We start from the raw sequence: 22,299 nt of genomic DNA, 5'->3' as shown, positions 1-22,299 counted from the left end.
AAAAATATAATGGAAATTCCCCGCCCGCTCGTTATACGAGCGTACAACTGCAATGGGGCATGCGGGGTAGATGGGCGAGACGGGATGCGAACCGGATCCGGACGCGGGCTATAGCCTGCCGGCATGGACCTATAGCGATCCCGAATTCTTTGCCGTCGAAACCCGTCGCATCTTCCGCCCGAGCTGGCAGATCGTCGCCCATGACAGCGACCTGCCGGCACCGGGCGATTTCCATGTGCTGGACTATCTTGGCGAGAGCATCATCGTCATCCGCGGAGATGACGGCGAGGCCCGCGCCTTTACCAACGTGTGCCGCCACCGCGGCGCGCGCCTAGTGGACGGGCCCTCGGGTCGCACCAGAAAGCTGGTCTGTCCCTACCATGCCTGGACCTATGGTCTGGACGGTTGCCTGACGGGCCTGCCAATGGCGGGCAGCTATGGCAGCCTCGACCGGTCCAGGCATGGACTTTCCCCTGTCGAGATCGAGAATTTCCACGGCTTCCTGTTCGTCCGGCTTCAGGATGACGGCGGTCCATCGGTGGCGCAGATGATGGCGCCCTATGTCGACGAGATCGCGCCCTATCGCTTTGCCGAACTGCGCTCGCTTGGCCGCGTCACGCTGCGCCCGCGCGCGGTGAACTGGAAGAATATCGGCGACAATTATTCCGATGGCCTGCATATCGCGGTCGCCCATCCCGGCCTCAAGCGGCTGATGGGCGATGGCTATGGCGTCGAAGCCAGCCCCTATGCCGACAAGATGTGGGGGCCGATCCTCGATCGCCCGTCAGCCAACCTGTCCGAGCGCGCCTATCAGAATTTCCTGCCAACCGTCCCGCATCTGCCGCCCGATCGGCAAAGGCTTTGGACCTATTTCAAGCTCTGGCCCAATTTCGCCTTCGACATTTATCCCGACCAGGTGGATTTCATGCAGTGGCTGCCGGTGTCGCCGACCCAGACGCTGATCCGCGAGATCAGCTATGCGCTGCCCGACGACCGTAGGGAGATGAAGGCGGCCCGCTATCTCAACTGGCGCGTCAACCGCCAGGTCAATGCCGAGGACACGGATCTTGTCGCCCGCGTACAGGCGGGCATGGCGTCGGACAGTTTCACCGTCGGCCCGCTGAGCGACCAGGAAGTCGCGCTGCGCCAATTCTGCGCACGGATGCGCACCATCATTCCGCAGGCGCGCCAGCATCGCGCCCCTGCGCCCGGCTGGAGCCACATCGCATGACCAAAGCCTATGACGCCGTCATCATCGGCGCGGGCCATAATGGCCTCGTCTGCGCCTTCTACCTGGCCCGTGCCGGCTACAAGGTGCGCATGGTGGAGCGCCGCGATGTCGTCGGCGGCGCGGCGGTGACCGAGGAATTTCACCCCGGCTTCCGCAACTCGACCGCAAGCTACACGGTCAGCCTGCTCAATCCCAAGGTCATCCGCGACATGAAGCTGGCCGATCATGGCTATCGCGTGATCGAGCGGCCGATCAGCAATTTCCTGCCCCAGCCCGATGGCGGCTATCTGAAGCTGGGCGGCGGGCTGGAGCGGACCCAGGCCGAGTTTGCCCGTTTCAGCGCGCGCGATGCCGCGACCCTACCGGCCTATTATGACGCGCTGGAAGTGGTCGCCGATGTGTTGCGCGACCTGGTGCTGAAAAGCCCGCCCAATGTCGGCGACGGCCTGACCATGGTGGTCGAGGCGCTGAAACAGGGCCGCCGCGTCGCCGGGCTCGATATCGAGCAACAGCGCGACGCGCTGGACCTGTTCACCAAATCGGCCCGAACCTTCCTCGACAGCTGGTTCGAGAGCGAGGCGGTCAAGGCCGCCTTCGGCTTCGATGCGGTGGTCGGCAATTTCGCCTCCCCCGACACGCCGGGCAGCGCCTATGTGCTGCTGCACCATGTGTTCGGCGAAGTGAACGGCAAGAAGGGCGCCTGGGGTCACAGCGTCGGCGGCATGGGCACGATCACCCAGGCCATGGCGAAGGTCGTGCAGGCGATGGGCGTCGAGATCAGCCTGGAGGCGCCGGTCGACCATATATTGGTGGATGGCGACCGCGCCGTCGGCGTGAAGCTGGCCAGCGGCGAGGAAGTGATGGGTGCCAGCATCATCGCCAATGTCGGTCCCAAGCTGCTCTATGAGCGGATGATGCAGCCGGCCGACCTGCCCGCCGATTTCCTGAAACGGATCAGGGCGTTCAAGGCGGGGTCGGGCACCTTCCGCATGAATGTCGCGCTTTCCGCCCTGCCCGACTTCACCTGCCTGCCCGGCATTGGCGAGCATCACCAGTCGGGCATCATCATCGCGCCGACGCTCGACTATATGGACCGCGCCTATTTGGATGCGAAGCGCGACGGCTGGTCGAAGCAGCCGATCGTCGAGATGCTGATCCCGTCGACCATCGACGACAGTCTGGCGCCTGAGGGATGCCATGTCGCCAGCCTCTTCTGCCAGCAATTCGCGCCCGAACTGCCTGATGGGCGAAGCTGGGACGATGAGCGCGAGGCGGCGGCCGACCATATCATCGCCACGGTCGAGGCGCAGGCGCCGGGCTTCGCAAAGAGCGTGATCGCCCGCCAGATCCATTCGCCGCTCGACCTGGAACGCAAATTCGGTTTGGTCGGCGGCGACATCATGCATGGCAATCTGACGCTGGACCAGATGTGGGCGGCGCGGCCTGTGTTGGGGCATGGCGCGTATCGCGGGCCGGTGAAGGGCCTCTACATGTGCGGCGCTGGCACCCATCCGGGCGGCGGCGTCACCGGCGCGCCGGGCCATAATGCCGCGCGCGAGGTGCTGAAGGATCGCGCCCTGTGGGGGAAATGGCGCGGCCGGGCCTGATCGGGTCTTTCCCCGCCTTGCCCCAACCGAAAGCCTGGCCTAAAGACCCGGCTCATGCCCGACATCTTCATTCCTGATGCAACGCCCGAGCTGACCGGCCGGGCGCTGTTCCCGCACCGGCACCTGCTGTCGATCGCCGACCTCAAGCCCTGGGAAATCCGTTTCCTGCTGGACGAGGCCGAACATTGGGCCCGCACCAACAAGGGCCAGGCGCGCAAGCATGACGACCGGCTGGCGGGCATGACCCAGATCAACGCCTTTTTCGAGAACAGTACACGCACCCTGCTGTCGTTCGAGATTGCCGGCAAGCGGCTGGGCGCCGACGTCGTCAACATGCACGCCGGCCAGTCCAGCGTGAAGAAGGGCGAGACCCTGATCGACACGGCCATGACGCTCAACGCCATGGCCGCCGACGTGATCGTCATCCGCCATGCGAGTTCCGGCGCGGTCGCGCTGATCGCGGACAAGGTCGACTGCCCGGTGCTGAACGCAGGCGATGGCTGGCACCAGCATCCGACGCAGGCGCTGCTCGACGCGCTCACCATCCGCCGCCGCAAGGGCGGGTTCGAAGGCCTGGTGGTCGCCATCTGCGGCGATGTGCTGCACAGCCGCGTCGCGCGATCCAACATACTCTGCCTCGCCGCACTGGGCGCGCAGGTGCGTGCGGTCGCCCCGCCCACCCTGCTGCCGCCCGAGGTCGAGATGCTGGGTGCCACCCCCTATAGCCGGATGGAAGACGGGCTGGATGGCGCCGATGTCGTCATGATGCTGCGCCTGCAGAATGAGCGGATGGACGGCGCCTTCATCCCGTCGGCGCGCGAATATCATGCGCTCTATGGCCTGACGCCCGAACGGCTGGCGATCGCCAAGCCCGATGCCCTTGTCATGCACCCCGGCCCGATGAACCGGGGCGTCGAGATCACCAGCACGGTGGCGGACGATCCCGATCGGTCGGCGATCACCGAACAGGTGGCGATGGGCGTGGCGGTGCGCATGGCGTGCCTGGATGTTTTGACGCGCACGGCGCGCGGTGTGGAGGGATGGGCGTGAGCATCCCGACCAACAAGGAAAAAGAGATGGGCGTGAGCCGGATCGCAATCGTCAACGGCAAGCTGGCCGATCCGGCGGGCGACGCCCTTGTCCCCGGCACCGTCCTGATCGAGGATGACCGCATCCTGGCCACCGGCGCGGTCGACATTCCCGCCGACGCGCAGCAGGTCGATGCCGGCGGGCTGGTGGTCGCGCCGGGCCTCATTGACCTGGGCGTCTTCGCCACCGACAAGCCGGCCTTCCACTTCGGCGGCATCACTCGCGCCGCGCTGATGCCCGACCAGCGCGCGCCGCTGGACGAGGTCGGCCTGATCCGGGAAGCGACCCGCGCGGGCAAGCCCGACTTCTGGGTCCACCCGATCGCCGCCGCGACCCGCGGCCTCAAGGGCACGGAAATGGCCGAAATGGGCCTGATGCAGATCGCCGGCGCCAAGGCGGTGGGCACCGGTCGCCAGTGGATCGCCGATTCGGGCGTGATGCTGCGCATCCTCTCCTATGCCTCGGGCCTGGGCCTCACCGTCATCGCCCATGCCGAGGATGGCGGCCTGTCCGCCAAGGCAGTGGCGACCAGCGGCGAGACCGCGACGCGTCTGGGCCTTGCCCACGCCCCGGCCTGCGCCGAGGCGATGGCGATCGCGCGCGACATCATGCTGGCGCGGGAGACCGGCGCCGCCATCCATTTCCGTCTGGTCACGACCAAGGCCGGCTTCGACCTGATCCGCGCCGCCAAGGCGGAGGGGCTGAAGGTCAGCTGCGGCATCAGCCCGGCCTATCTGTTCCTGAACGATCAGGCGATGACCGACTTCCGCACCTTCGCCCGCCTGTCGCCGCCGCTGCGATCCGATGCCGATCGCCATGCCAGCATCGCCGCCGTCGCCGACGGCACGGTCGATGTCATCACATCGGGCCATGACCCGCGCGGCCCCGAGGACAAGCGCCTGCCCTTCGCCGACGCGTCACCAGGCATGGCCGGCGCAGAAACGCTGCTCGCCTTGTCGCTCAACCTGGTGCGCGAAGGCCATGTCGGCCTCAACCGGCTGATGACCCTGCTCAGCGCCAATCCGGCGAAGATCCTTGGCGTAAATGCCGGCAGCTTCGCGCCCGGCAGCGCCGCCGACCTGATCCTGGTCGATCCCGACGCGCCCTGGATCGTCGATTCGGCGAAGATGGCGGCCTCGGCCGGCAACACGCCGTTCGACAAGGTGCCGGTGCAGGGCCGCGCTCGCCGCATCATGAAGGGCGGACAGTTCTTCTAGAGCCTGATTCACGCTTCAAGCCGACTCAGCCTGAAGCGATCAAGGCCTAAGCAATCTGGCGTTGCGGCCCCACAAATCGTCGCCCTTTGCGCTGCCGCTTGTCCGCATAGAGCCGCGTGTCGGCGACATGCAGGACGGCGGCGGCCTCCGCCCCGTCCTGCGGGAAGGTCGCGATGCCGAAACTGCTGCCGACCGACAGGCTGCGCCCCTGCCAGCCTACCGGCGCGGCGATCGCCTGCCGGATGCCGGGCATGCGCCGATGCAGGGCGTCGACATCGGTTTCCGCGTCATGGAGCAGCGCAAATTCGTCGCCGCCCAGTCGCGCGATGCTCACCGCGTCGGGCATCAGGGCGCGCAGCCGGCCACCCAATGATGTCAGCAAAGCATCGCCCGCCTGATGGCCATGCAGGTCATTGCACTGTTTAAAGCCGTCGAGATCGGCGAGCAGCACGCTGAAGGCCGCGCCCCGCTCCACCCGCTCTTCGATCGCGCGCATGAAGCTCAGCCGGTTGTCGAGCCCGGTCAGCGCATCGGTGCCGGCCAGCCGCGCCAGGTCTCGCTGCGACACCAGCATCGCCACCGTCTCGCGAAACTTGCCCAGCACCAGATTGGCCTGCATCACCGTGACGATCCCCATCATCACCGCCATCGCCCGCACGCCCAGATTGTCATAGAGCGCCATCTTCACCAGGATCGGCAACACCGCCGCCCCCATCGCCCCGATCGCGGCGCGCGGCACGCTGAGCAGGGTCGTCGCCGCAACGAGCGCGCCGATGCCGATGAACACCGGCGCCACCATGCAATAATAGATTTCGGTTTCGGTGAAGGCGTTGACCGCCCACAGCCCCGCCACCAGCCCGGCCCCGGTCGCAACATGCGTGACCCGCTTCAGGCTGCGCGCCTGCACCCTGGCGTCGGTCGCGATCGGCACGCCGCGCCAGCGCAGCAGGGATATCGCACAGGCCAGGAAGATCAGCGCAGGCGGCGTCACCTGTTGCCACAGGGGCAGATCGCCCATCACCGCGAGCCCCATCGCGACGGCATTGGCCATGATCAGCAGACACAAAAGCGGCAGCGCCTGATGGAAACGGCGATATTGGGTATCCAGCACCGCATCGCGCGCGCTGTCCGGCACCGGTGCGGTGAACCGGCTGCCCCAGCCCTTCAGCCGCTGTTGCCAGCCGGTTTCCGTCACTTGTCCGCTCCCTGCCGCCTCGCTGCGACCGGCCATTGGTAGCGAAATGAGGTTAATCCTCCAACAACGGGAATCCCTAACCGGGGAAAACCATGAGGAACGCGAATCAGGGAACCCTATCGGCGTTCAGGCGCTGTCCTTATTCAGCAGGGGATATGCATGACCGAAACGATCGCCCAACAGGTGCATGTCGATGCGCCATGGAAAATCCCGCCCCGTGCCTGGTGGGAGATATTGAAGCGCGTCTATGCTGCCATGTCGGCCAATCATCTGGGCCTGCTGTCCGCCGGCGTCGCTTATTATGCCTTCCTGTCGATCGCCCCGCTGCTGGCGGCCGTCGTCCTGACCTATGGCCTGGTCGGTGACCCGCAGATCGTGGCCCGTCACATGCAGGCGATCATCACCGTCGTGCCCGCCGATGCCGCCCAGCTGATTAACGACCAGTTGCTGGGCATGGTCAGCGCGCGCAAGCCGGCGATCGGCTTCGGCCTGTTCCTGGCGCTGGGCCTGGCGGTCTATGGCGCCACCCGCGCCGCCTCCGCGATCATGGAGGCACTCAACATCGTCTATGCGCAGAAGGAGGGCCGCAATATCTTCGCCTTCTATCGCGTGTCGATGGGAATCACCTTTTCCGCCGTCCTGGTGGTGGTCGCCGGCGTCGTGACCGCGACGATCATCGGCCTGCTCCAGAAATTGCTGACCAACTGGGGACCGGGCGTGCTGTTCGCGATCAAGGCAACGACCTGGATCTGCGCCGGCCTGCTCGCCAGCAGCATCTTCGGCCTGATCTACCGCTTCGGCCCGCATCGCCGCCGGGTGCAATGGCAATGGCTGACCGTGGGATCGATCGCCGCGACGCTGTTCTGGCTGGTGGCGACGCTGGCCGTCTCCTTCTACGTCTCGACCTTCGGCGATTACAACAAGACCTATGGCTCGCTGGCCGCCGTGGTGATCCTGCAGCTCTGGCTGTTCGTGTCAGCCTATATCGTCCTGCTGGGCGCGCAGATCAACGCGGAAGCCGAGCGCCAGACCAGCGCGCATATTCTTGTTGAAGAAGTTGCATAAAGTCGCTTGCCCTCTCCGATAGGCCACGCTAAAGCGCCCTCCTTCGCTGGCTCGGGCCAGTGCAGGAGTGTAGCTCAGTTGGTAGAGCGTCGGTCTCCAAAACCGAATGCCGTGGGTTCGAGTCCCTCCACTCCTGCCAAGCGAACTGGCCGCGAACCTTGTAAATCCATGGGTTCGCGGCTAAGTGCGCTTAGCGAAGTACGGGTCGCGAAGCGCGACCGCACCCCCAAACGCTGAAGATGGCGGGATCGGGAGGGCGGACTGTTGCTTCGCGCTTTGGTGTTGATTTTGAAGGTGAGCAGACAGCGCGATGGCGAAGACTTCTCCGAGTGAGTTCGTCAATCAGGTCAAGACCGAATGGTCGAAAATTGCGTGGCCGACCCGTCGCGAAACATTGATGACCGCCGTCCTGGTCGTCATCATGACCTCATTGCTTGGCATCTTCTTCTTCGGTATCGACACCTTCTTCGGTGCGATTGTCCAGTGGCTGCTGAGCCTCGCATCGGGTCGTTGAACGCACGGCGTTCAAAAAGGAGTTTAAGACGGTAACATGGCGCGCTGGTACATCATCCACGCCTATTCGGGCTTCGAGAACAAGGTCAAGGAATCGATCCTGACCGAGGCCGAGCGCATGGGCCTGTCGCAACTGGTCGAGCAGGTCGAAGTGCCGACCGAGACCGTCACCGAGGTGAAGCGCGGGAAGAAGGTGCTGGTCGAACGCAAGTTCATGCCCGGCTACGTCCTCGCCAAGCTGGCGATGAACGACGACGTCTATCACCTCGTCAAGAACACACCCAAGGTCACCGGCTTCCTGGGTTCGAGCGGCAAGCCACAGGCGATCAGCGAGAGCGAAGCCGCCCGCTATTTCGGCGCCCAGAAGGAAGCCGCCGCCGCCCCCAAGCACAAGGTCAATGTCGATTACGAAATCGGCGACAGCGTCAAGGTGTTGGACGGCCCCTTCGCCAGCTTCAACGGCGTGGTCGAGGAACTGGATTTCGAAAAGAACCGGGTCAAGGTGTCGGTGTCGATCTTCGGTCGCGCCACCCCGGTGGAACTGGACTTCGAACAGGTCGAACTGTCGAAGTAACCAGCCGCCGCAAGGCTGTTCAAAAAAGGGTCGCCCGCTTTCCAGCCGGCGGCCCTTTTTGTTGGGGACGCATAGCTTTTCGGCCCAATTCGCCGAAAGACAGACTCCCCCTTCCCTTTGGACGAGAAGGTCGCTATAGGGCCGCGCTTCCATGCCCATCCCTCGGGATGGCTGGATATGTGCGGGAGGTTCCCTTCGGGGTGCCGCTAGACCGCTAAACTTGAACCGGTGAATCTGTCCGCAGATTCGCCAGCTATAGAGTGAGTGAAAATGGCCAAGAAGATTACGGGCTATATCAAGCTCCAGGTGCCCGCCGGAGCCGCCAACCCCTCGCCGCCGATCGGCCCTGCCCTAGGTCAGCGCGGCGTGAACATCATGGAATTCTGCAAGGCGTTCAACGCTTCGACGGAAAAGATGGACAAGGGCACCCCGCTGCCGACCATCATCACCGTCTATGCGGACCGTTCGTTCACCTTCGTGACGAAGCAGCCGCCGGCCACCTACCTGATCAAGAAGGCCGTCAACCTGAAGTCGGGCTCGAAGGAGCCGGGCAAGGTCGTCGCTGGCAAGATCACCCGCGCCCAGCTCGCCGAAATCGCCCAGGCGAAGATGGCTGACCTGAACGCGAACGACATCGACGCTGCAACGAAGATCATCGAAGGTTCCGCTCGCGCGATGGGCCTCGAAGTGGTGGAGGGCTAAGACCATGGCAAAGCTGACCAAGAAGGCGAAGGCCCTGGCGACCGCGATCGACCGCGAAAAGCTGCACGGCGTTGACGAGGCACTGGGCCTGATCAAGACCCACGCCACCGCCAAGTTCGACGAAAGCGTCGAAATCGCGATCAACCTGGGCGTTGACCCGCGTCACGCCGACCAGATGGTCCGTGGCGTCGTCACCCTGCCCGCCGGCACCGGCAAGGACGTTCGCGTCGCCGTGTTCGCCCGCAACGACAAGGCCCAGCAGGCGCTCGACGCCGGTGCCGACATCGTGGGCGCCGAAGACCTGCTCGAATCGATCCAGGCCGGCAACATCGACTTCCAGCGCGTCATCGCCACCCCCGACATGATGGGTCTGGTGGGTCGCCTGGGTAAGGTTCTGGGTCCGAAGGGCCTGATGCCGAACCCGAAGCTGGGCACCGTCACGCCGAACGTCGCCGAAGCCGTGAAGGCCGCCAAGGGTGGTCAGATCGAATTCCGCGTCGAAAAGGCCGGCATCATCCACGCTGGCCTCGGCAAGTCGAGCTTCTCGGCTGAAGACCTGCGCAAGAATTTCGACGCGTTCGTCGACGCGATCGTCAAGGCGAAGCCCTCGGGCTCGAAGGGCAAGTATGTCCGCAAGATCGCCCTGTCGTCGTCGATGGGTCCGGGCGTGAAGGTCGACGTGGCCGAAGTCGCCTCGATCTGATCCCGTTGGGATAAGAATTAAAGGGGCCGCCTTCCCTCCTTGCGGGGGAAGGCGGCCTTCTTATTTTATAGGACCAGCCGCTCACTCAAGAAGCGGCCCGAGGGCCACAAGGCCGGGCAAAGGGGCATTCGCCGCCTGCGCCATAGGGGGACACCCCTCCACCGTCGGCGATGTCGACGGTCCCCCTCCCCCGACAAGGGGAGGATTTTGGAACCAGGGACGCGACCTACCCCTGGGCTCTCCACGGCGGGAGCATGGCAGGTCTTCACGTATCCGTCGGGAATGGCGGGTCGCTTTACCGATGGAAAACGAAAAAATGTCTTTTGAACATCTCCCCGCCATGCTCGCCCAGGCGCTGACCACCAAGGGTTATGAGAGCCTGACCCCGGTCCAGTCCGAAGTGACGCAGGATGAAGCGCAGGGCCGCGACCTGCTGGTGTCGGCGCAGACCGGCTCGGGCAAGACCGTCGCCTTCGGCCTGGCCATGGCCGCCGAACTGCTGACCGGTGGCGACAAGCTACCCGTCGCCGGCCTGCCGCTGGCGCTGGTGATCGCGCCGACGCGCGAACTGGCGCTGCAGGTCAGCCGCGAGCTGGAATGGCTCTATGGCGCCGCCCGCGCCCGCATCGCCACCTGCGTCGGCGGCATGGACGCCGCCAAGGAACGCCGCGCGCTCAGCCATGGCGCCCATATCGTCGTCGGCACTCCCGGCCGCCTGCGCGACCATCTGGAACGCGGCGCGCTGGACCTGTCGGGAATGCGCACCGTCGTCCTCGACGAAGCGGACGAAATGCTCGACATGGGCTTCCGCGAGGATCTGGAAGGCATATTGGACAGCGCGCCGGAAGATCGCCGCACCCTGCTGTTCTCGGCCACCATGCCCAAGCCGATCGTCGCGATGGCCAAGCGCTATCAGTCGGACGCGCTGCGCATCTCGACCGTGGGCGAAGAACGCGGCCATGGCGACATCAGCTACCAGGCCGTCACCGTCGCCCCGTCGGACATCGAGAATGCGGTGGTCAACCTGCTGCGCTATCATGAAGCCGAAACCGCGATCCTGTTCTGCGCTACCCGCGACAATGTCCGCCACCTGCATAGCAGCCTGACCGAGCGCGGCTTCGCCGCCGTGGCGCTGTCGGGCGAGCATAGCCAGAATGAGCGCAACCACGCGCTCCAGGCGCTGCGCGACAAGCGCGCGCGCGTCTGCGTCGCCACCGACGTCGCCGCACGCGGCATCGACCTGCCCAGCCTGACGCTGGTGGTCCATGTCGAACTGCCGCGCGACGCCGAGACGATGCAGCACCGTTCGGGCCGCACCGGTCGCGCCGGCAAGAAGGGCACCGCCGTCCTGATCGTCCCCTATCCGCGTCGCCGCCGTGTCGAATCGATGCTGCGTGGCGCCAAGATCCCGGTCGAATGGGGCACCCCGCCCAGCAAGGAAGCGATCCTGGAACAGGACAATGCCCGCCTGCGCTCGACCCTGATGGAAAAGGCCGAGCTGGACGAGGCCGATTGGGCACTGGGCGCCGAGCTGCTGGCGGAAAAGTCGGCCAAGGAAATCGCCGCGATGCTGGTGAAGAGCGCCCGCGCCTCGCTGCCCGCGCCCGAGGAACTGCTGGACCGCAGCGAAGCGCCGCCACGCCAGGAAGGACCGCGTCCGGGATTCGAGGATACCCAGTGGTTCCGCATGGACATCGGCCGTCGCCAGAATGCCGATCCGCGCTGGATCCTGCCGCTGATCTGCCGTCGTGGCCATGTGTCGCGCGGCGACATCGGCGCGATCCGCATCACCACCAACGAAACCATGTTCGAAATCCCGCGGGCGATCGCCAGCCGCTTCATGTCGGCCGTCAAGCGCTCGGGCGAGGCCAATGACGAGGGCGCCGACGTGGCGTTCGAGATGATCGACGGCGCCCCGCGCGAGCAGGCCCGCGACAATCGCCGCCAGGGCAACCGTTCGAACGACCGTGGGCCGCGCCCGGCCGGCTACGCGCCCCGCCCCTTCAAGGGCGGCCCCAAGCGCCCCGGCGGCCCGCGCAAGCCGCGCGGCTAAGCGCTTCGGCATAGCCTCCTGAACAAAAAGGGCGGTGAACGATCGACCATCGTTCACCGCCCTTTTTCCTTGTCCGTCAGCCGACGCCGCAAAGCTGCAGCATGCGCCCGGCCAATTCACGCTCGCCCATCACGACATGGCGCACGCCCAGCGCTTCAAGATGCGCGACCTCGGCATCGCTATGGGCGCGGGCGATCACCTGCAGATTGGGGTTGAGATGGCGGGCATGCTCGTTGATCGCGCCGCCCTCGAACCCTTCGGGCACCGCGATCAGCAAATAGCGCGCCTCGCATATGCCTGCGGCCAGCAGATGCCGGTCCTCCAGCGCATTGCCGCGCACCACCGACAGGCCGGCCTCCTCCGCTTCCTCGACCCGTTCGGGATCGCCCTCGATCACCACAAACTGGACATGGCGCTCGGCCAAGCGCTTGGCGATCAGCTTGCCGACCCGGCCATAGCCGACCAGGATGACATGGCCGAGGCGCGGCTGATCGGTCGCAGTGTCGGCCTGCGCCTCATCCTCCTCCTTCTTGTGATCGCGCACGATCAGCGAGAAGAGAATCGGGTTGATGAAGATCGACACGATCGCACCGGCAAGGATCAGGTCGCGTGCCTCGGCCGGCAAGACGCCCAGCCCCGCCCCCAGCGACGCCAGGATGAAGGAAAATTCGCCGATCTGCGCCAGGCTGGCGGCGATCGTCAGCGCCGTGACATTGGGATGGCCAAAGGCACGGACGATGCCCCAGGCGGCGATCGACTTGCCGACGACGATGATGAGGACCGTGGCCAGCAGCGGCAGCGGCTGTTCCACCACCACCGCGGGGTTGAACAACATGCCGACCGACACGAAGAACAGCACCGCAAAGGCGTCGCGCAGCGGCAGCGTCTCCTCGGTCGCGCGACGGCTGAGCGGCGTTTCGCCCAGGATCATGCCGGCAAAGAAGGCGCCCAGCGCGAAGGACACGTCGAACACGATGGCGGCACCGAAAGCGACACCCAGCGCAATCGCCAGCACGGCGAGGCGGAACAGTTCGCGCGATCCGCTATGCACCACCCAGTGCAGCGCCCAGGGGATGAGACGGCGGCCGACAACCAGCATCAGCACGACGAAGCCGACGACCTTGAGCAAGGTGCCGACCAGCGGCGCGATCAGCGCGCTTGCCCCGCCGCCCGCATCGGCATTGTTCATCACCCCCGCCAGCGCCGGCAAAAGGACGAGGGCAAGGACCATCACCAGATCCTCGACGATCAGCCAGCCGACCGCGATCCGGCCGCGCCGGGTTTCCACCAGGTCCGCCCCCTGCAACGCCCGCAGCAGCACGACCGTGCTGGCGACCGACAAAGCCAGGCCAAAGACCAGCCCGCCCATCAGCGGCCAGCCCATCAGATAGCCAAGCCCCATGCCGAGCAGGGTCGCGACCGCAATCTGCACGATCGCGCCGGGCACGGCGATCGCCTTGACCGACAGAAGATCCTTGAGCGAGAAATGCAGGCCGACGCCGAACATCAGCAAGATGACGCCGATTTCGGCCAGTTCATTGGCCAGGCCGCTGTCGGCGACGAAGCCGGGGGTGAAGGGGCCGACCATGATGCCGGCGACCAGATAGCCGACCAGCGGCGATAATTTCAGGCGATGGGCAATGGCGCCCATGATGAAGGCCACGACAAGGCCGGCAACGATCGTCCCGATAAGGGGCGTGTGGTGGGGCATGAAATTCCTTCCCTGTCCGCCGGCAGCAGGCCTTCATCCTGCCGCCGGCGCGGAACATTGTCTATTATTCGACGATGCCGAGCATCGCGATCGAGAGCAGGGCGCCGGCGGCGCCGAGCCCTGCCATGACGACGGGCATGAACCAGCCGGGCGGATTGCGCCGGCCACCGCGCATCTTTCTTTTGCGGGGCATGATCTCAATTCCTTCTGTCTGACGGACGCCCGCCATCGCGGGCGGGAAAAATGTCAGAGGAAGGCGGGCGGGGCACGGGCGCGGCGACTCCGCGCGCGAAGATGGCTGTAGCGGCCTGCCGGCAGCGGCAGTGGCGCGTCGGGCGCCAGACGGCGCCAGGAGAGCATGAGGGCGAGCGCCGCCGCCAGCAGCCAGGGCAAGGCCACCCCATCCCCATCGGGGCGGGGCGCGCGGGCGAGATGTGGCGCGGGCAGCGAGCGCGCCTTGAGCACCACGCCGGTCGTGGCGGAACTGAAGGCGGAGCCATTGAGCTTGCTGGAAGGCGGGCCATCGGGCGCGATCGCGCAGAGCAGCGCGACCAAGATCGCAGCCCACAGCGATGCGATGAAGGGCAGCCTGCCCTTGCCGGTCGCATCCTGGGGATGTAATCTGCTCATCGACGCTTATATTCCCTTCCATCACCGATGTAGGAAGACTAAGAGCCAAAAACCAGCCCACAAGCTGGGCCCATGGCGGTTGACAGAATCGAGTCATTCCACTACCGGGCCACATTCCCGCGCGGGTCGAACAGGCTTTTTGTCCTCGACGATCTGCGTAAAGCAGATTTGAACGAGAAGAGACCAAGCCATGTTCGCTATCGTGCGCACGGGCGGCAAGCAGTATCGCGTCGCCGCCGGAGATAAGATCGTCGTTGAAAAGCTCGCTGGCGAAGCCGGCGACAAGGTTACGCTGGACGACGTCCTGCTGGCCGGCGAAGGCGGCGACCTGAAGGACGCAGCCAAGCTGACCGTCGCAGCCGAAATCATTGCGCAGGCGAAGGGCGAGAAGGTCATCGTCTTCAAGAAGCGTCGTCGTCACAACTATCGCCGCAAGAACGGCCACCGCCAGAATCACACGATCCTCAAGATCGTGTCGATCGCCTGAGCGCAGCTTAGATAAGGAGTTTAGGTCATGGCACATAAGAAAGCTGGCGGTTCGTCGCGTAACGGTCGCGATTCTGAGTCGAAGCGCCTTGGCGTGAAGAAGTTCGGCGGTCAGGAAGTGATCGGCGGCAACATCATCATTCGCCAGCGCGGCACCCGCGTATATCCCGGCCGTAACGTCGGCATGGGCAAGGATCACACCCTCTTCGCCCTCGGCGAAGGTCGCGTCGTATTCCACGACGGCAAGCTCGGCCGCAAATATGTATCGGTCGACGCGGTAGCCGCGGCAGCCGAATAACGGACGATCGATGACGGGTCGTCCTTCGCAAAAGGGACGCCCCGCCTGATCGGTTGCACACATAAGTGCGTCGATCGGGATCGAGGGAAAAAAGGGCGCCCCTTCACAGGGAGCGCCCTTTTTCCGTTCTGACGAACATCACCGGGCACTCCTCCCGATTTCCCTCAAACCTCTGGAACTACTGACCTTCTCGCGCGTCGTGCGGGCGGGGCTCAGCCAGAGAAGACCGTCGTCAAGCCGTCATGATTGGCAGCTATTGGCGCGCACGAAGAGGAGAGACGTGAATGTTCGCCCGTACCCCCCGCCTGCTGCTGCGGCCAGGTTGGATGGAAGATGCCCCCGCCCTGGCCCAGGCCATCGGCAATGACGCGGTCCTGCGCAATCTGAGCCGCGCACCCGCCCCCTATGGGCTGGCCGATGCCGAGGCCTTCCTGGCGCTGCCGCAGGATTCGCGCATGCCGCGCCTGCTGGCCTTCACCCGCACCCAGGGCGCGCCGCGCCTGGTGGGCGGCTGCGGCATCCATGAGGCCGAGGATGGCACGCCGGAACTGGGCTACTGGATCGCCCGCCCCTATTGGGGCCTGGGCTTCGCCACGGAGGCGGCCCGCGCCGTCATGAGCATCGCCCGCGCGCATAATCTGCCGGCGGTCCGCGCCGTCCATTTCGCCGACAATCGCGCGTCAGGCCATGTCCTGCGCAAGATCGGTTTCCGCGCCAACGGCACGGTCGAGCGGCGCTACAGCCCCGCCCGCGGGGCCGAGGCCGACTGCCTGGTTTTCGACGAGGGCGAGGCCGCCCGCATGAGCGTGGACCTTGCGATGGACCTATATGGCGACGCGCTGCCGGCGCTTGCCGCTTAACTGAAGTGCGCGGGCGCCGATCAAGGCGCCCGCCTCTCACGCCTGACGGGACCGATCGAAGACACGGGTCGGCGCACCATGAAAATCGACATCGCCCAGCGCGACGAAGCCCAGCTTCTCCGCCACCTTGATCGACCCGCCATTGTCAGGCGCGATGATGCAGCGGATCGACGGCGCATCCAGTTGCGCATCGGTCCAGGCGAAGATCGCCGCCATCGCCTCGGTCGCGATCCCGCGCCCCCAGGCAGCCGGCCCCAGCACCCAGCCCGCTTCCGGCACGCCGTCCAGTTCGGCCAGCCCCCGCGCCGCGCTCAGCAGCCCGGCCTCGCCCAGCAATTCGCCATTGGCGCGATCCTCGATCGCCCACATGCCATAGCCGAGCAGCGCCCACATGCCGGCATAGCGCAGGATGCGGAACCACACCGCCTGCGCATCGAGCGCCGCGCCGCCGATGAAGCGCACCACGTCCGGATCGGCCCATAGCGCCTGGCAGGCAGGATAATCCTCCACCCGGTGCGGACGCAGGATCAGGCGGTCGGTGATGAGAATGGGTGCATCGGTCATCGCCAATCTATGGGCGGCCGCGCAGGGGCCGGTCAAGCGACCCCGCACATGGCTATGGCCTTCCCCCCGCCCCTGTGTCATGGGCAAGGGACGTTGCCCGAACCGATCCCCCTCAAGCGCTCGCGCCTCAGCCCCGACGAAAGTCGCCTGATCGCGCTGGAGGCCGCCCGCGCCCTGCTGCTGGAAGCGGGGCCACAGGCCGTGACGCTGAAGGCCGTGGGCAATCGCATCGGCCGCACCCACGCCAATCTGCTTCATCATTTCGGATCGGCCGCCGGCCTGCAGAAGGCGCTCGCCGGCTATCTGGCCGACGCCATCACCGCGACGATCGGCGACGCGGTGAACGCTGCCCGGCGCGGCGAGGTCGAACCCCGGCGGATCGTCGACATGACCTTCGACGCGTTCGATGCCGGCGGCGCTGGCGCGTTGGCTAGCTGGATGCTGGCGTCGGGTAATGAGGATGCGCTCGATCCGGTGGTGGATGCGATCCACCGGCTGGTCGACAAGCTGGCCGCCACGGCGCTGCGCCCGCAACTGGCGGAGGTGATCCGCGACAATACGCTGATGCTGGTCCTGTTGGCACTGGGCGATTCGCAGATGGGCGGCCCGATGGCCGCTGCGCTGGGCCTTGGCCGCGAAAAGGCACGGGAACTGGCGGCCCGCAGCCTGGTCTCCGCCCTCACCGAAGAAGCGCGGTTGACGGCGACAGCAAAAGTGTCGCAGGCTAAGGTTTAATTTTGCCCAAGAAGGCGCTATGGGCGCGCCATGCATTTTCTCGATCAAGCAAAAATCTACATCAAGTCCGGCTGGGGCGGTCCCGGCGCGGTCAGCTTTCGGCGTGAAAAATATGTCGAATATGGTGGCCCGGACGGCGGCAATGGCGGCAAGGGCGGCGACATCATCTTCGAGGCCGTGGCCGGCCTCAACACGCTGATCGACTTCCGCTACACCCAGCATTTCAAGGCGCAGCGCGGCATGCCCGGCATGGGCAAGAACCGCTATGGCGCCGGCGGCGACGACCTGATCGTCAAGGTGCCGGTCGGCACCCAGATCCTGTCCGATCCCCAGCCGATCGAGGGGACCGAGGACGAGGACGGCTATCCCGAATATGAGGAACAGGAAATCCTGGCCGACTTCACCGAGGTCGGGCAGCGTGTGAGCTTCCTGCGCGGCGGCGATGGCGGCCGCGGCAACCTGTCCTACAAGACCAGCACCAACCGGGCGCCGCGCCAGCATGGCACCGGCTGGCCGGGCCAGGAAATGTGGGTCTGGCTGCGCCTCAAGCTGCTGGCCGACGTCGGCCTGGTCGGCATGCCCAATGCCGGCAAGTCGACCCTGATCAACCAGGTGACGAACACCAAGGCGAAGGTCGGCGCCTATGCCTTCACCACCACCAAGCCGCAGCTTGGCGTGGTGCTGCACCGTGATCGCGAATTCGTGCTGGCCGACATTCCCGGCCTGATCGCGGGCGCGGCCGAGGGCGCGGGCATCGGCGACCGGTTCCTGGGCCATATCGAGCGCTGCCGCGTGCTGCTGCACCTGATCGACGCGACCGGTGACGACCCGGTCGAAGCCTTCCGCATCGTCACCGACGAACTGGCTGCCTATGGCGGGGGCCTGGACGAAAAGCCGCAAATCGTCGTGCTCAACAAGGGCGACCTGCTGGGCCAGGAACTGATGGAAGATATTGCCGAGCAGTTGCGCGAGCAGGCCGGCGTGGAAGATGTCTTCATCATCTCCGGCGCGACCGGCGAAGGCGTCAGCCCGTTGCTGGACGCGGTGCTGGAGATTCTCGACGAAGATCAGAACGAGCAAGATGCCGACGGCGGTAGCGACGGCGAAGCCACCTGGTCGCCGATCTAAGCTATCAACAGATCTACCTCCGTTCGGTTCGAGCTTGTCGAGAACTGCGCGCGAGGTTCTCGACAAAGCCTGTCCTGAGCGACGCCGCAGGCGTCGTCGAAGGGCTCGAACCGAACGGATGTTGTTGTAAAAGTGGCCACGAACACCCTGTCCGGCTTTCCCCCTGCCCTGGTCCGCCGCCTGGTCATCAAGATCGGGTCGGCGCTGCTGGTCGATCCGGCCGGGGAAGTGCGCGTCGACTGGCTGCGCACGCTGGTCGCCGATGTCGCCGCGCGCAAGGCGGCGGGGCAACAGGTCATCATCGTGTCGTCAGGCGCGATCGCGCTGGGCGCGCGCCGGCTGAAACTGCCCAAGGGCGGGCGCGGCAGCCTGGAGGATGCGCAGGCGGCGGCGGCCACCGGCCAGATCGCCCTGTCGCAATGCTGGGCCAGCCTGCTGCATGAAAAGGGCATCACCGCCGCGCAGATGCTGGTGACGCTCGACGATCTGGAGCATCGCCGCCGCTATCTCAACGCATCCGCCACGCTGGAGCGGCTGATGGCGCTCGACGTCGTGCCGGTGGTGAACGAGAATGACAGCGTCGCCACGGCGGAGATCCGCTTTGGCGACAATGATCGCCTCGCGGCGCGCATCGGACAGGCGGCACGGGCTGACGCGGTTGTGCTGCTGTCGGACGTGGACGGGCTTTACACCGCCAATCCGCACGCCGATGCGAATGCCATGCTGATCGAGAGGATAGAGCGCATCGACGCGCGCATTGCCGCCATGGCCGACACCGGTTCGGCTTCGGGCATGGGATCGGGCGGCATGGTGTCGAAGATCCAGGCGGCACAGATCGCCACCGGCGCCGGCGCCCATCTCGCCATCATCTCGGGCAAGGTCGACGCCCCGCTCAGCCATTGGGCCAATGGCGGCCGTGGCTCCATCTTCCTTGCCGCCGAAAGCCAGGGCGCGCGCAAGGGCTGGCTCTCGGGCCGCCTCACCGTGCTCGGCCGGATCATCGTCGATGCCGGCGCCGAAGCGGCGCTGGGCAAGGGCAACAGCCTGCTGCCGGCCGGCGTCGCGCGGGTCGAGGGTGTGTTCGCGCGCGGTGACGTGGTCGACATTCTCAATCAGGATGGCCGGGTGATCGCCCGTGGCCTCATCGAATATGACAGCGAGGCCGCCGCGAAGATCGCCGGCCGCCGCAGCGAGGATATCCCCGCCCTGCTTGGCGAAATGTCCCGTTCCGTGCTGGTCCATCGCGACCATATGGCGATGGTCTGACCTATTATGTCCCTTAGAATTGCCATGACCGGCGCGACGGGTTTCGTCGGCGCCGAAACGCTCGATCAGGCGCTTGCCGCCGGTCTTCAGGTCAACGCCCTCACCCGCCGGGCGCAGCCACCCCGCGCGCATCTCAAATGGGTGCCCGGCTCGCTCGACGATACCGCCGCGCTCGACACCTTGGTGCGCGACGCCGACGCCGTGATCCATATCGCCGGCGTCGTGAACGCGCCCGACCGCGAGGGGTTCGAGGCGGGCAATGCGCGCGGCACGATGGCGGTGGTCGACGCCATGCGCAAACGCGGCGTGCGCCGGCTCGTCCATGTCTCCTCGCTCGCCGCGCGCGAGCCGGGCATGTCGGACTATGGCTGGTCCAAGGAACTGGCCGAACGCCATGTGAAGGCCAGCGGCCTCGACTGGACGATCGTGCGCCCGCCGGCCATCTATGGCCCCAATGACCAGGAAATGCTGGAACTGTTCCGCATGGCCAAGCGCGGCATCATGCTGCTGCCGCCCGGCGGCCGGCTGTCGGTGATCCATGTCGCCGATCTTTCCCACCTGCTGCTGACGCTGGCCTGCGAAAAGGAACAGAGCCAGACCCGCACCTATGAGGCGGACGATGCGACGCCCGGCGGCTGGGACCATCAGGAATTCGGCCAGGCGATCGGCCGGGCGGTAGGCCGCAATGTCCGCACCTTCGCGACGCCGCAATGGCTGCTGGTGACCGCCGCCCGGCTCGACCGGCTGGTGCGCGGCCGCAATGCCAAGCTGACCCCCGACCGGGTCGATTATTTCTGCCACCCCGACTGGGTCGTCGCCAAGCGCAAGCAGCCGCCCAAGCGCCTGTGGACGCCGCAAATCCCGACCGAGGACGGGCTGAAGGCCACGGTCGAAGCCTATCGCGCCAAGGGCTGGCTGTAAGTCGCCCGAGGACACAAGTCCGCGCGGGTCACGACCGAAGTTCACAGTGTAAACGGCCTTTTGGGGGCTTTTGCGCCTGTTTTGCACCTATGGCGCAACGCCCACGCGCCAATAACGCGCCATGGCAGGTCCGGCAGATGCGCCCGACATGCGCCGGCGAGGCCCCACCCGCGCGCCCGTGACGCGACAGCGACGCACCCGTCGCGCGTCAGTTGCATGGATGCCGGAGGCAGGATGAACGGGAGCGTCATGCCCCAGCTTAGAACAGGGGTAGAGTTGTAGGACAGCGGCATGCGGGATTGAGGGATTGGATATGGTCGGCTTCCGACCATTTGCGGACGATAACCGGCTCTGGCACGATACTCTTATGAAGACATTTCTGCTTGCTTTAATCGCAGTAATCACCGCGCCAACTAGGTTTCGTGGACAAAGGGTATCCATTGCAGGGCTGAGACGAGATTGACGAAGCCGAGGTAGGACTCTTTGGTTTTGTCGTATCGAGTTGCGATACGCCGCCAGTTCTTGAGTTTGTTGAAGAGGCGTTCGACAAGATTGCGCCAACGGTATTTTTCGCGATCGTGTGGGATTGGATCGCGCCGATTGCTTTTGGCGGGAATGACAGCCTCAACGTCAGCATTGGCCAATTCCTCGCGGATGGCATCTGCATCGTAGCCCTTGTCCGCCAACAATGCCTCGATCTTATGAGCAATCAAACGGAACAGCGGGCCAAAGCCTTGGATATCGTGGCTCTGGCCCGGCGTCAGGACAAAGCCGAGCGGTCGGCCTTTGGCATCGCAGCGGGCGTGGAGCTTTGTGCTGAATCCGCCTCGCGATCGGCCAAGCGCCTCGGTTTCCTGAGTCCCTTTTTTATGCCGACGGCACAATGATGTGCTCGGACCACGGTGCTGTCGATCATGTCCGCAGTGGCATCACGAGCCACCATTTCGCCCAGTGTCTCGAGCATCGCCTCGAACACCCCGGTCGTAACCCAGCGCCGGTAGCGGCGGAAAACGCTGTTCCACTTGCCATATTCATCCGGCAAGTGGCGCCATTGCGAACCTGTGCGGGCGATCCACATCATGCCTTCGAAATACAGCCGGTTGTCCTGTGCTGGACGACAGCCACGACCACGCTCAGATGGCAGTAATGTGCCGATGATCCCCCACTCGTCCTCCGTCAGCCCAATACGCTCGCCCAACGCCACCTCCAAAAGGCAGCCTTGAATCAACGCCCGATCCTGCTGTCAACCTTTGTCCACGAAACCTAATGCATTTGGAGCCGAACGCATGCGCTCGCAAACAGCCCCGTCAGCGCAGATTGAAGAAGCGCCTAGCGCCTCGAAACTCCAATTGATCAAGCGGTTTATGCGAGCCATAGGCCTTCAAGATCAACTCGATACTGGCAGTTTCCTTGAGCGTTACGCCATGCCCGGTGGCCCACTGTGGGGCGCTCCTTCGGGCGAAACTCTGACAGAGAGCCTATCCAGTGGATTTGAGATTAGGTTCAAGGCACTTAAAGCTGCGTATGAGAAGCGACGCGCGGTTTACCAACAGGCGTATGAAGATCATCTCAACTGGGAATTTACCGAAATTGATTTGCAAGAGATTGTGACTTTTCTCGAAGCGCCTGTGGGCCAACATTATCTCGACGGCCGCTGGAGAATGGAAGCCTACACGAATACGAATACCGAAGATATGGAAGCGGAAATCGTGAAAGAGGCTAATGACAGTCTAGCAAAATAGCGATGTCGG

Annotated in this window: 23 protein-coding genes, 1 tRNA gene and 1 pseudogene; 19 read left to right on the top strand and 6 right to left on the bottom strand. The window is 65.2% G+C overall.

Annotation, left to right across the window (positions count from 1 at the left end; all coding sequences use genetic code 11):
* Nucleotides 1-70: 70 nt before the first annotated feature.
* From N6H05_RS12405 to N6H05_RS12390, 4 genes are read left to right on the top strand one after another with little or no spacing between them, the layout of a single operon-like run.
* Complete coding sequence (locus N6H05_RS12405) at nt 71-1,231, top strand: aromatic ring-hydroxylating oxygenase subunit alpha (protein ID WP_284114095.1); 1,161 nt, start codon at nt 71-73, stop codon at nt 1,229-1,231.
* Nucleotides 1,228-2,838: a phytoene desaturase family protein gene (locus tag N6H05_RS12400; RefSeq protein WP_284114094.1), complete on the top strand. Its 1,611-nt coding sequence runs from the start codon at nt 1,228-1,230 to the stop codon at nt 2,836-2,838. Before N6H05_RS12405 ends, N6H05_RS12400 begins: the two co-directional genes overlap by 4 nt.
* Nucleotides 2,839-2,892: 54 nt before the next feature.
* Nucleotides 2,893-3,888 carry an aspartate carbamoyltransferase catalytic subunit gene (locus tag N6H05_RS12395; RefSeq protein WP_284114093.1) on the top strand — a complete coding sequence of 332 codons (996 nt, stop codon included), beginning with the start codon at nt 2,893-2,895 and terminating at the stop codon, nt 3,886-3,888.
* A 32-nt stretch (nt 3,889-3,920) separates the two neighbouring features.
* Nucleotides 3,921-5,144 (top strand): dihydroorotase, encoded by a 1,224-nt coding sequence (locus N6H05_RS12390; protein ID WP_284114220.1) that lies wholly within the window; start codon nt 3,921-3,923, stop codon nt 5,142-5,144.
* 46 nt (nt 5,145-5,190) lie between these two features.
* Here N6H05_RS12390 and N6H05_RS12385 read toward each other — a convergent pair whose 3' ends face one another.
* Nucleotides 5,191-6,339, bottom strand: a complete 1,149-nt coding sequence (locus N6H05_RS12385; RefSeq protein ID WP_284114091.1) for a GGDEF domain-containing protein — start codon at nt 6,337-6,339, stop codon at nt 5,191-5,193.
* A gap of 159 nt (nt 6,340-6,498) precedes the next feature.
* On the opposite strand from N6H05_RS12385, the gene N6H05_RS12380 reads away from it, so the two are divergent.
* The 7 genes from N6H05_RS12380 (at nt 6,499) to N6H05_RS12350 (ending at nt 11,949) form a co-directional block, all read left to right on the top strand.
* On the top strand, nt 6,499-7,404 hold the full coding sequence (locus tag N6H05_RS12380; RefSeq protein WP_099231805.1) for a YihY/virulence factor BrkB family protein: 906 nt from the start codon (nt 6,499-6,501) through the stop codon (nt 7,402-7,404).
* Nucleotides 7,405-7,467: 63 nt separating this feature from the next.
* Nucleotides 7,468-7,543, top strand: a tRNA-Trp gene (locus N6H05_RS12375).
* A 171-nt stretch (nt 7,544-7,714) separates the two neighbouring features.
* Nucleotides 7,715-7,918 (top strand): preprotein translocase subunit SecE, encoded by a 204-nt coding sequence (gene secE / locus N6H05_RS12370; protein ID WP_169860219.1) that lies wholly within the window; start codon nt 7,715-7,717, stop codon nt 7,916-7,918.
* A gap of 36 nt (nt 7,919-7,954) precedes the next feature.
* Nucleotides 7,955-8,491, top strand: a complete 537-nt coding sequence (gene nusG, locus N6H05_RS12365) for a transcription termination/antitermination protein NusG (protein WP_188081642.1) — start codon at nt 7,955-7,957, stop codon at nt 8,489-8,491.
* 270 nt (nt 8,492-8,761) lie between these two features.
* Nucleotides 8,762-9,193 carry a 50S ribosomal protein L11 gene (rplK, locus tag N6H05_RS12360; RefSeq protein WP_004207895.1) on the top strand — a complete coding sequence of 144 codons (432 nt, stop codon included), beginning with the start codon at nt 8,762-8,764 and terminating at the stop codon, nt 9,191-9,193.
* A 4-nt stretch (nt 9,194-9,197) separates the two neighbouring features.
* Nucleotides 9,198-9,896, top strand: coding sequence for a 50S ribosomal protein L1 (gene rplA, locus N6H05_RS12355; RefSeq protein ID WP_004207896.1), 699 nt, complete (start codon nt 9,198-9,200; stop codon nt 9,894-9,896).
* A gap of 316 nt (nt 9,897-10,212) precedes the next feature.
* Nucleotides 10,213-11,949 (top strand): DEAD/DEAH box helicase, encoded by a 1,737-nt coding sequence (locus N6H05_RS12350; RefSeq protein ID WP_284114090.1) that lies wholly within the window; start codon nt 10,213-10,215, stop codon nt 11,947-11,949.
* 76 nt (nt 11,950-12,025) lie between these two features.
* On the opposite strand, the gene ybaL is transcribed toward N6H05_RS12350, so the two are convergent.
* The 3 genes from ybaL to N6H05_RS12335 form a co-directional block, all read right to left on the bottom strand.
* Nucleotides 12,026-13,660: a YbaL family putative K(+) efflux transporter gene (gene ybaL, locus N6H05_RS12345; protein ID WP_004207898.1), complete on the bottom strand. Its 1,635-nt coding sequence runs from the start codon at nt 13,658-13,660 to the stop codon at nt 12,026-12,028.
* Between the two features lie 64 nt (nt 13,661-13,724).
* Nucleotides 13,725-13,853 (bottom strand): hypothetical protein, encoded by a 129-nt coding sequence (locus N6H05_RS12340; protein ID WP_257211493.1) that lies wholly within the window; start codon nt 13,851-13,853, stop codon nt 13,725-13,727.
* A gap of 53 nt (nt 13,854-13,906) precedes the next feature.
* Nucleotides 13,907-14,290 carry a hypothetical protein gene (locus N6H05_RS12335; RefSeq protein WP_097384165.1) on the bottom strand — a complete coding sequence of 128 codons (384 nt, stop codon included), beginning with the start codon at nt 14,288-14,290 and terminating at the stop codon, nt 13,907-13,909.
* Between the two features lie 190 nt (nt 14,291-14,480).
* Between N6H05_RS12335 and rplU the strand changes: the two genes are divergently transcribed.
* The 3 genes from rplU (at nt 14,481) to N6H05_RS12320 (ending at nt 15,934) form a co-directional block, all read left to right on the top strand.
* A complete protein-coding gene (gene rplU, locus N6H05_RS12330; protein ID WP_004207901.1) occupies nt 14,481-14,777 on the top strand; it encodes a 50S ribosomal protein L21 in 297 nt (98 codons plus the stop codon).
* A gap of 27 nt (nt 14,778-14,804) precedes the next feature.
* On the top strand, nt 14,805-15,074 hold the full coding sequence (rpmA, locus tag N6H05_RS12325; RefSeq protein WP_004207902.1) for a 50S ribosomal protein L27: 270 nt from the start codon (nt 14,805-14,807) through the stop codon (nt 15,072-15,074).
* A gap of 284 nt (nt 15,075-15,358) precedes the next feature.
* Nucleotides 15,359-15,934 carry a GNAT family N-acetyltransferase gene (locus tag N6H05_RS12320; RefSeq protein ID WP_284114088.1) on the top strand — a complete coding sequence of 192 codons (576 nt, stop codon included), beginning with the start codon at nt 15,359-15,361 and terminating at the stop codon, nt 15,932-15,934.
* 36 nt (nt 15,935-15,970) lie between these two features.
* On the opposite strand, the gene N6H05_RS12315 is transcribed toward N6H05_RS12320, so the two are convergent.
* Complete coding sequence (locus tag N6H05_RS12315; RefSeq protein WP_284114087.1) at nt 15,971-16,498, bottom strand: GNAT family N-acetyltransferase; 528 nt, start codon at nt 16,496-16,498, stop codon at nt 15,971-15,973.
* A gap of 54 nt (nt 16,499-16,552) precedes the next feature.
* Here N6H05_RS12315 and N6H05_RS12310 point away from each other — a divergent pair, with 54 nt between their 5' ends.
* From N6H05_RS12310 to N6H05_RS12295, 4 genes are all read left to right on the top strand, one after another.
* A complete protein-coding gene (locus N6H05_RS12310) occupies nt 16,553-17,233 on the top strand; it encodes a TetR family transcriptional regulator (protein ID WP_284114219.1) in 681 nt (226 codons plus the stop codon).
* A gap of 30 nt (nt 17,234-17,263) precedes the next feature.
* Complete coding sequence (gene obgE / locus N6H05_RS12305) at nt 17,264-18,361, top strand: GTPase ObgE (RefSeq protein ID WP_284114086.1); 1,098 nt, start codon at nt 17,264-17,266, stop codon at nt 18,359-18,361.
* 132 nt (nt 18,362-18,493) lie between these two features.
* Nucleotides 18,494-19,627, top strand: a complete 1,134-nt coding sequence (proB, locus tag N6H05_RS12300) for a glutamate 5-kinase (RefSeq protein ID WP_284114085.1) — start codon at nt 18,494-18,496, stop codon at nt 19,625-19,627.
* Nucleotides 19,628-19,651: 24 nt separating this feature from the next.
* Nucleotides 19,652-20,548, top strand: a complete 897-nt coding sequence (locus N6H05_RS12295; RefSeq protein ID WP_284114084.1) for an NAD-dependent epimerase/dehydratase family protein — start codon at nt 19,652-19,654, stop codon at nt 20,546-20,548.
* A gap of 413 nt (nt 20,549-20,961) precedes the next feature.
* On the opposite strand, the pseudogene N6H05_RS12290 reads toward N6H05_RS12295, so the two are convergent.
* A pseudogene (locus N6H05_RS12290) lies at nt 20,962-21,752 on the bottom strand (IS5 family transposase).
* An 82-nt stretch (nt 21,753-21,834) separates the two neighbouring features.
* Between N6H05_RS12290 and N6H05_RS12285 the strand changes: the two are divergent.
* Nucleotides 21,835-22,290 (top strand): DUF2059 domain-containing protein, encoded by a 456-nt coding sequence (locus N6H05_RS12285; RefSeq protein WP_284114083.1) that lies wholly within the window; start codon nt 21,835-21,837, stop codon nt 22,288-22,290.
* Nucleotides 22,291-22,299: the final 9 nt, after the last annotated feature.

The sequence above is a fragment of the Sphingobium sp. WTD-1 genome (assembly GCF_030128825.1).
Classification (GTDB): Bacteria; Pseudomonadota; Alphaproteobacteria; order Sphingomonadales; family Sphingomonadaceae; genus Sphingobium.
The sequence above is the reverse complement of the archived record's forward strand: the minus strand, read 5'-3'. Positions and strand labels throughout refer to the sequence as shown.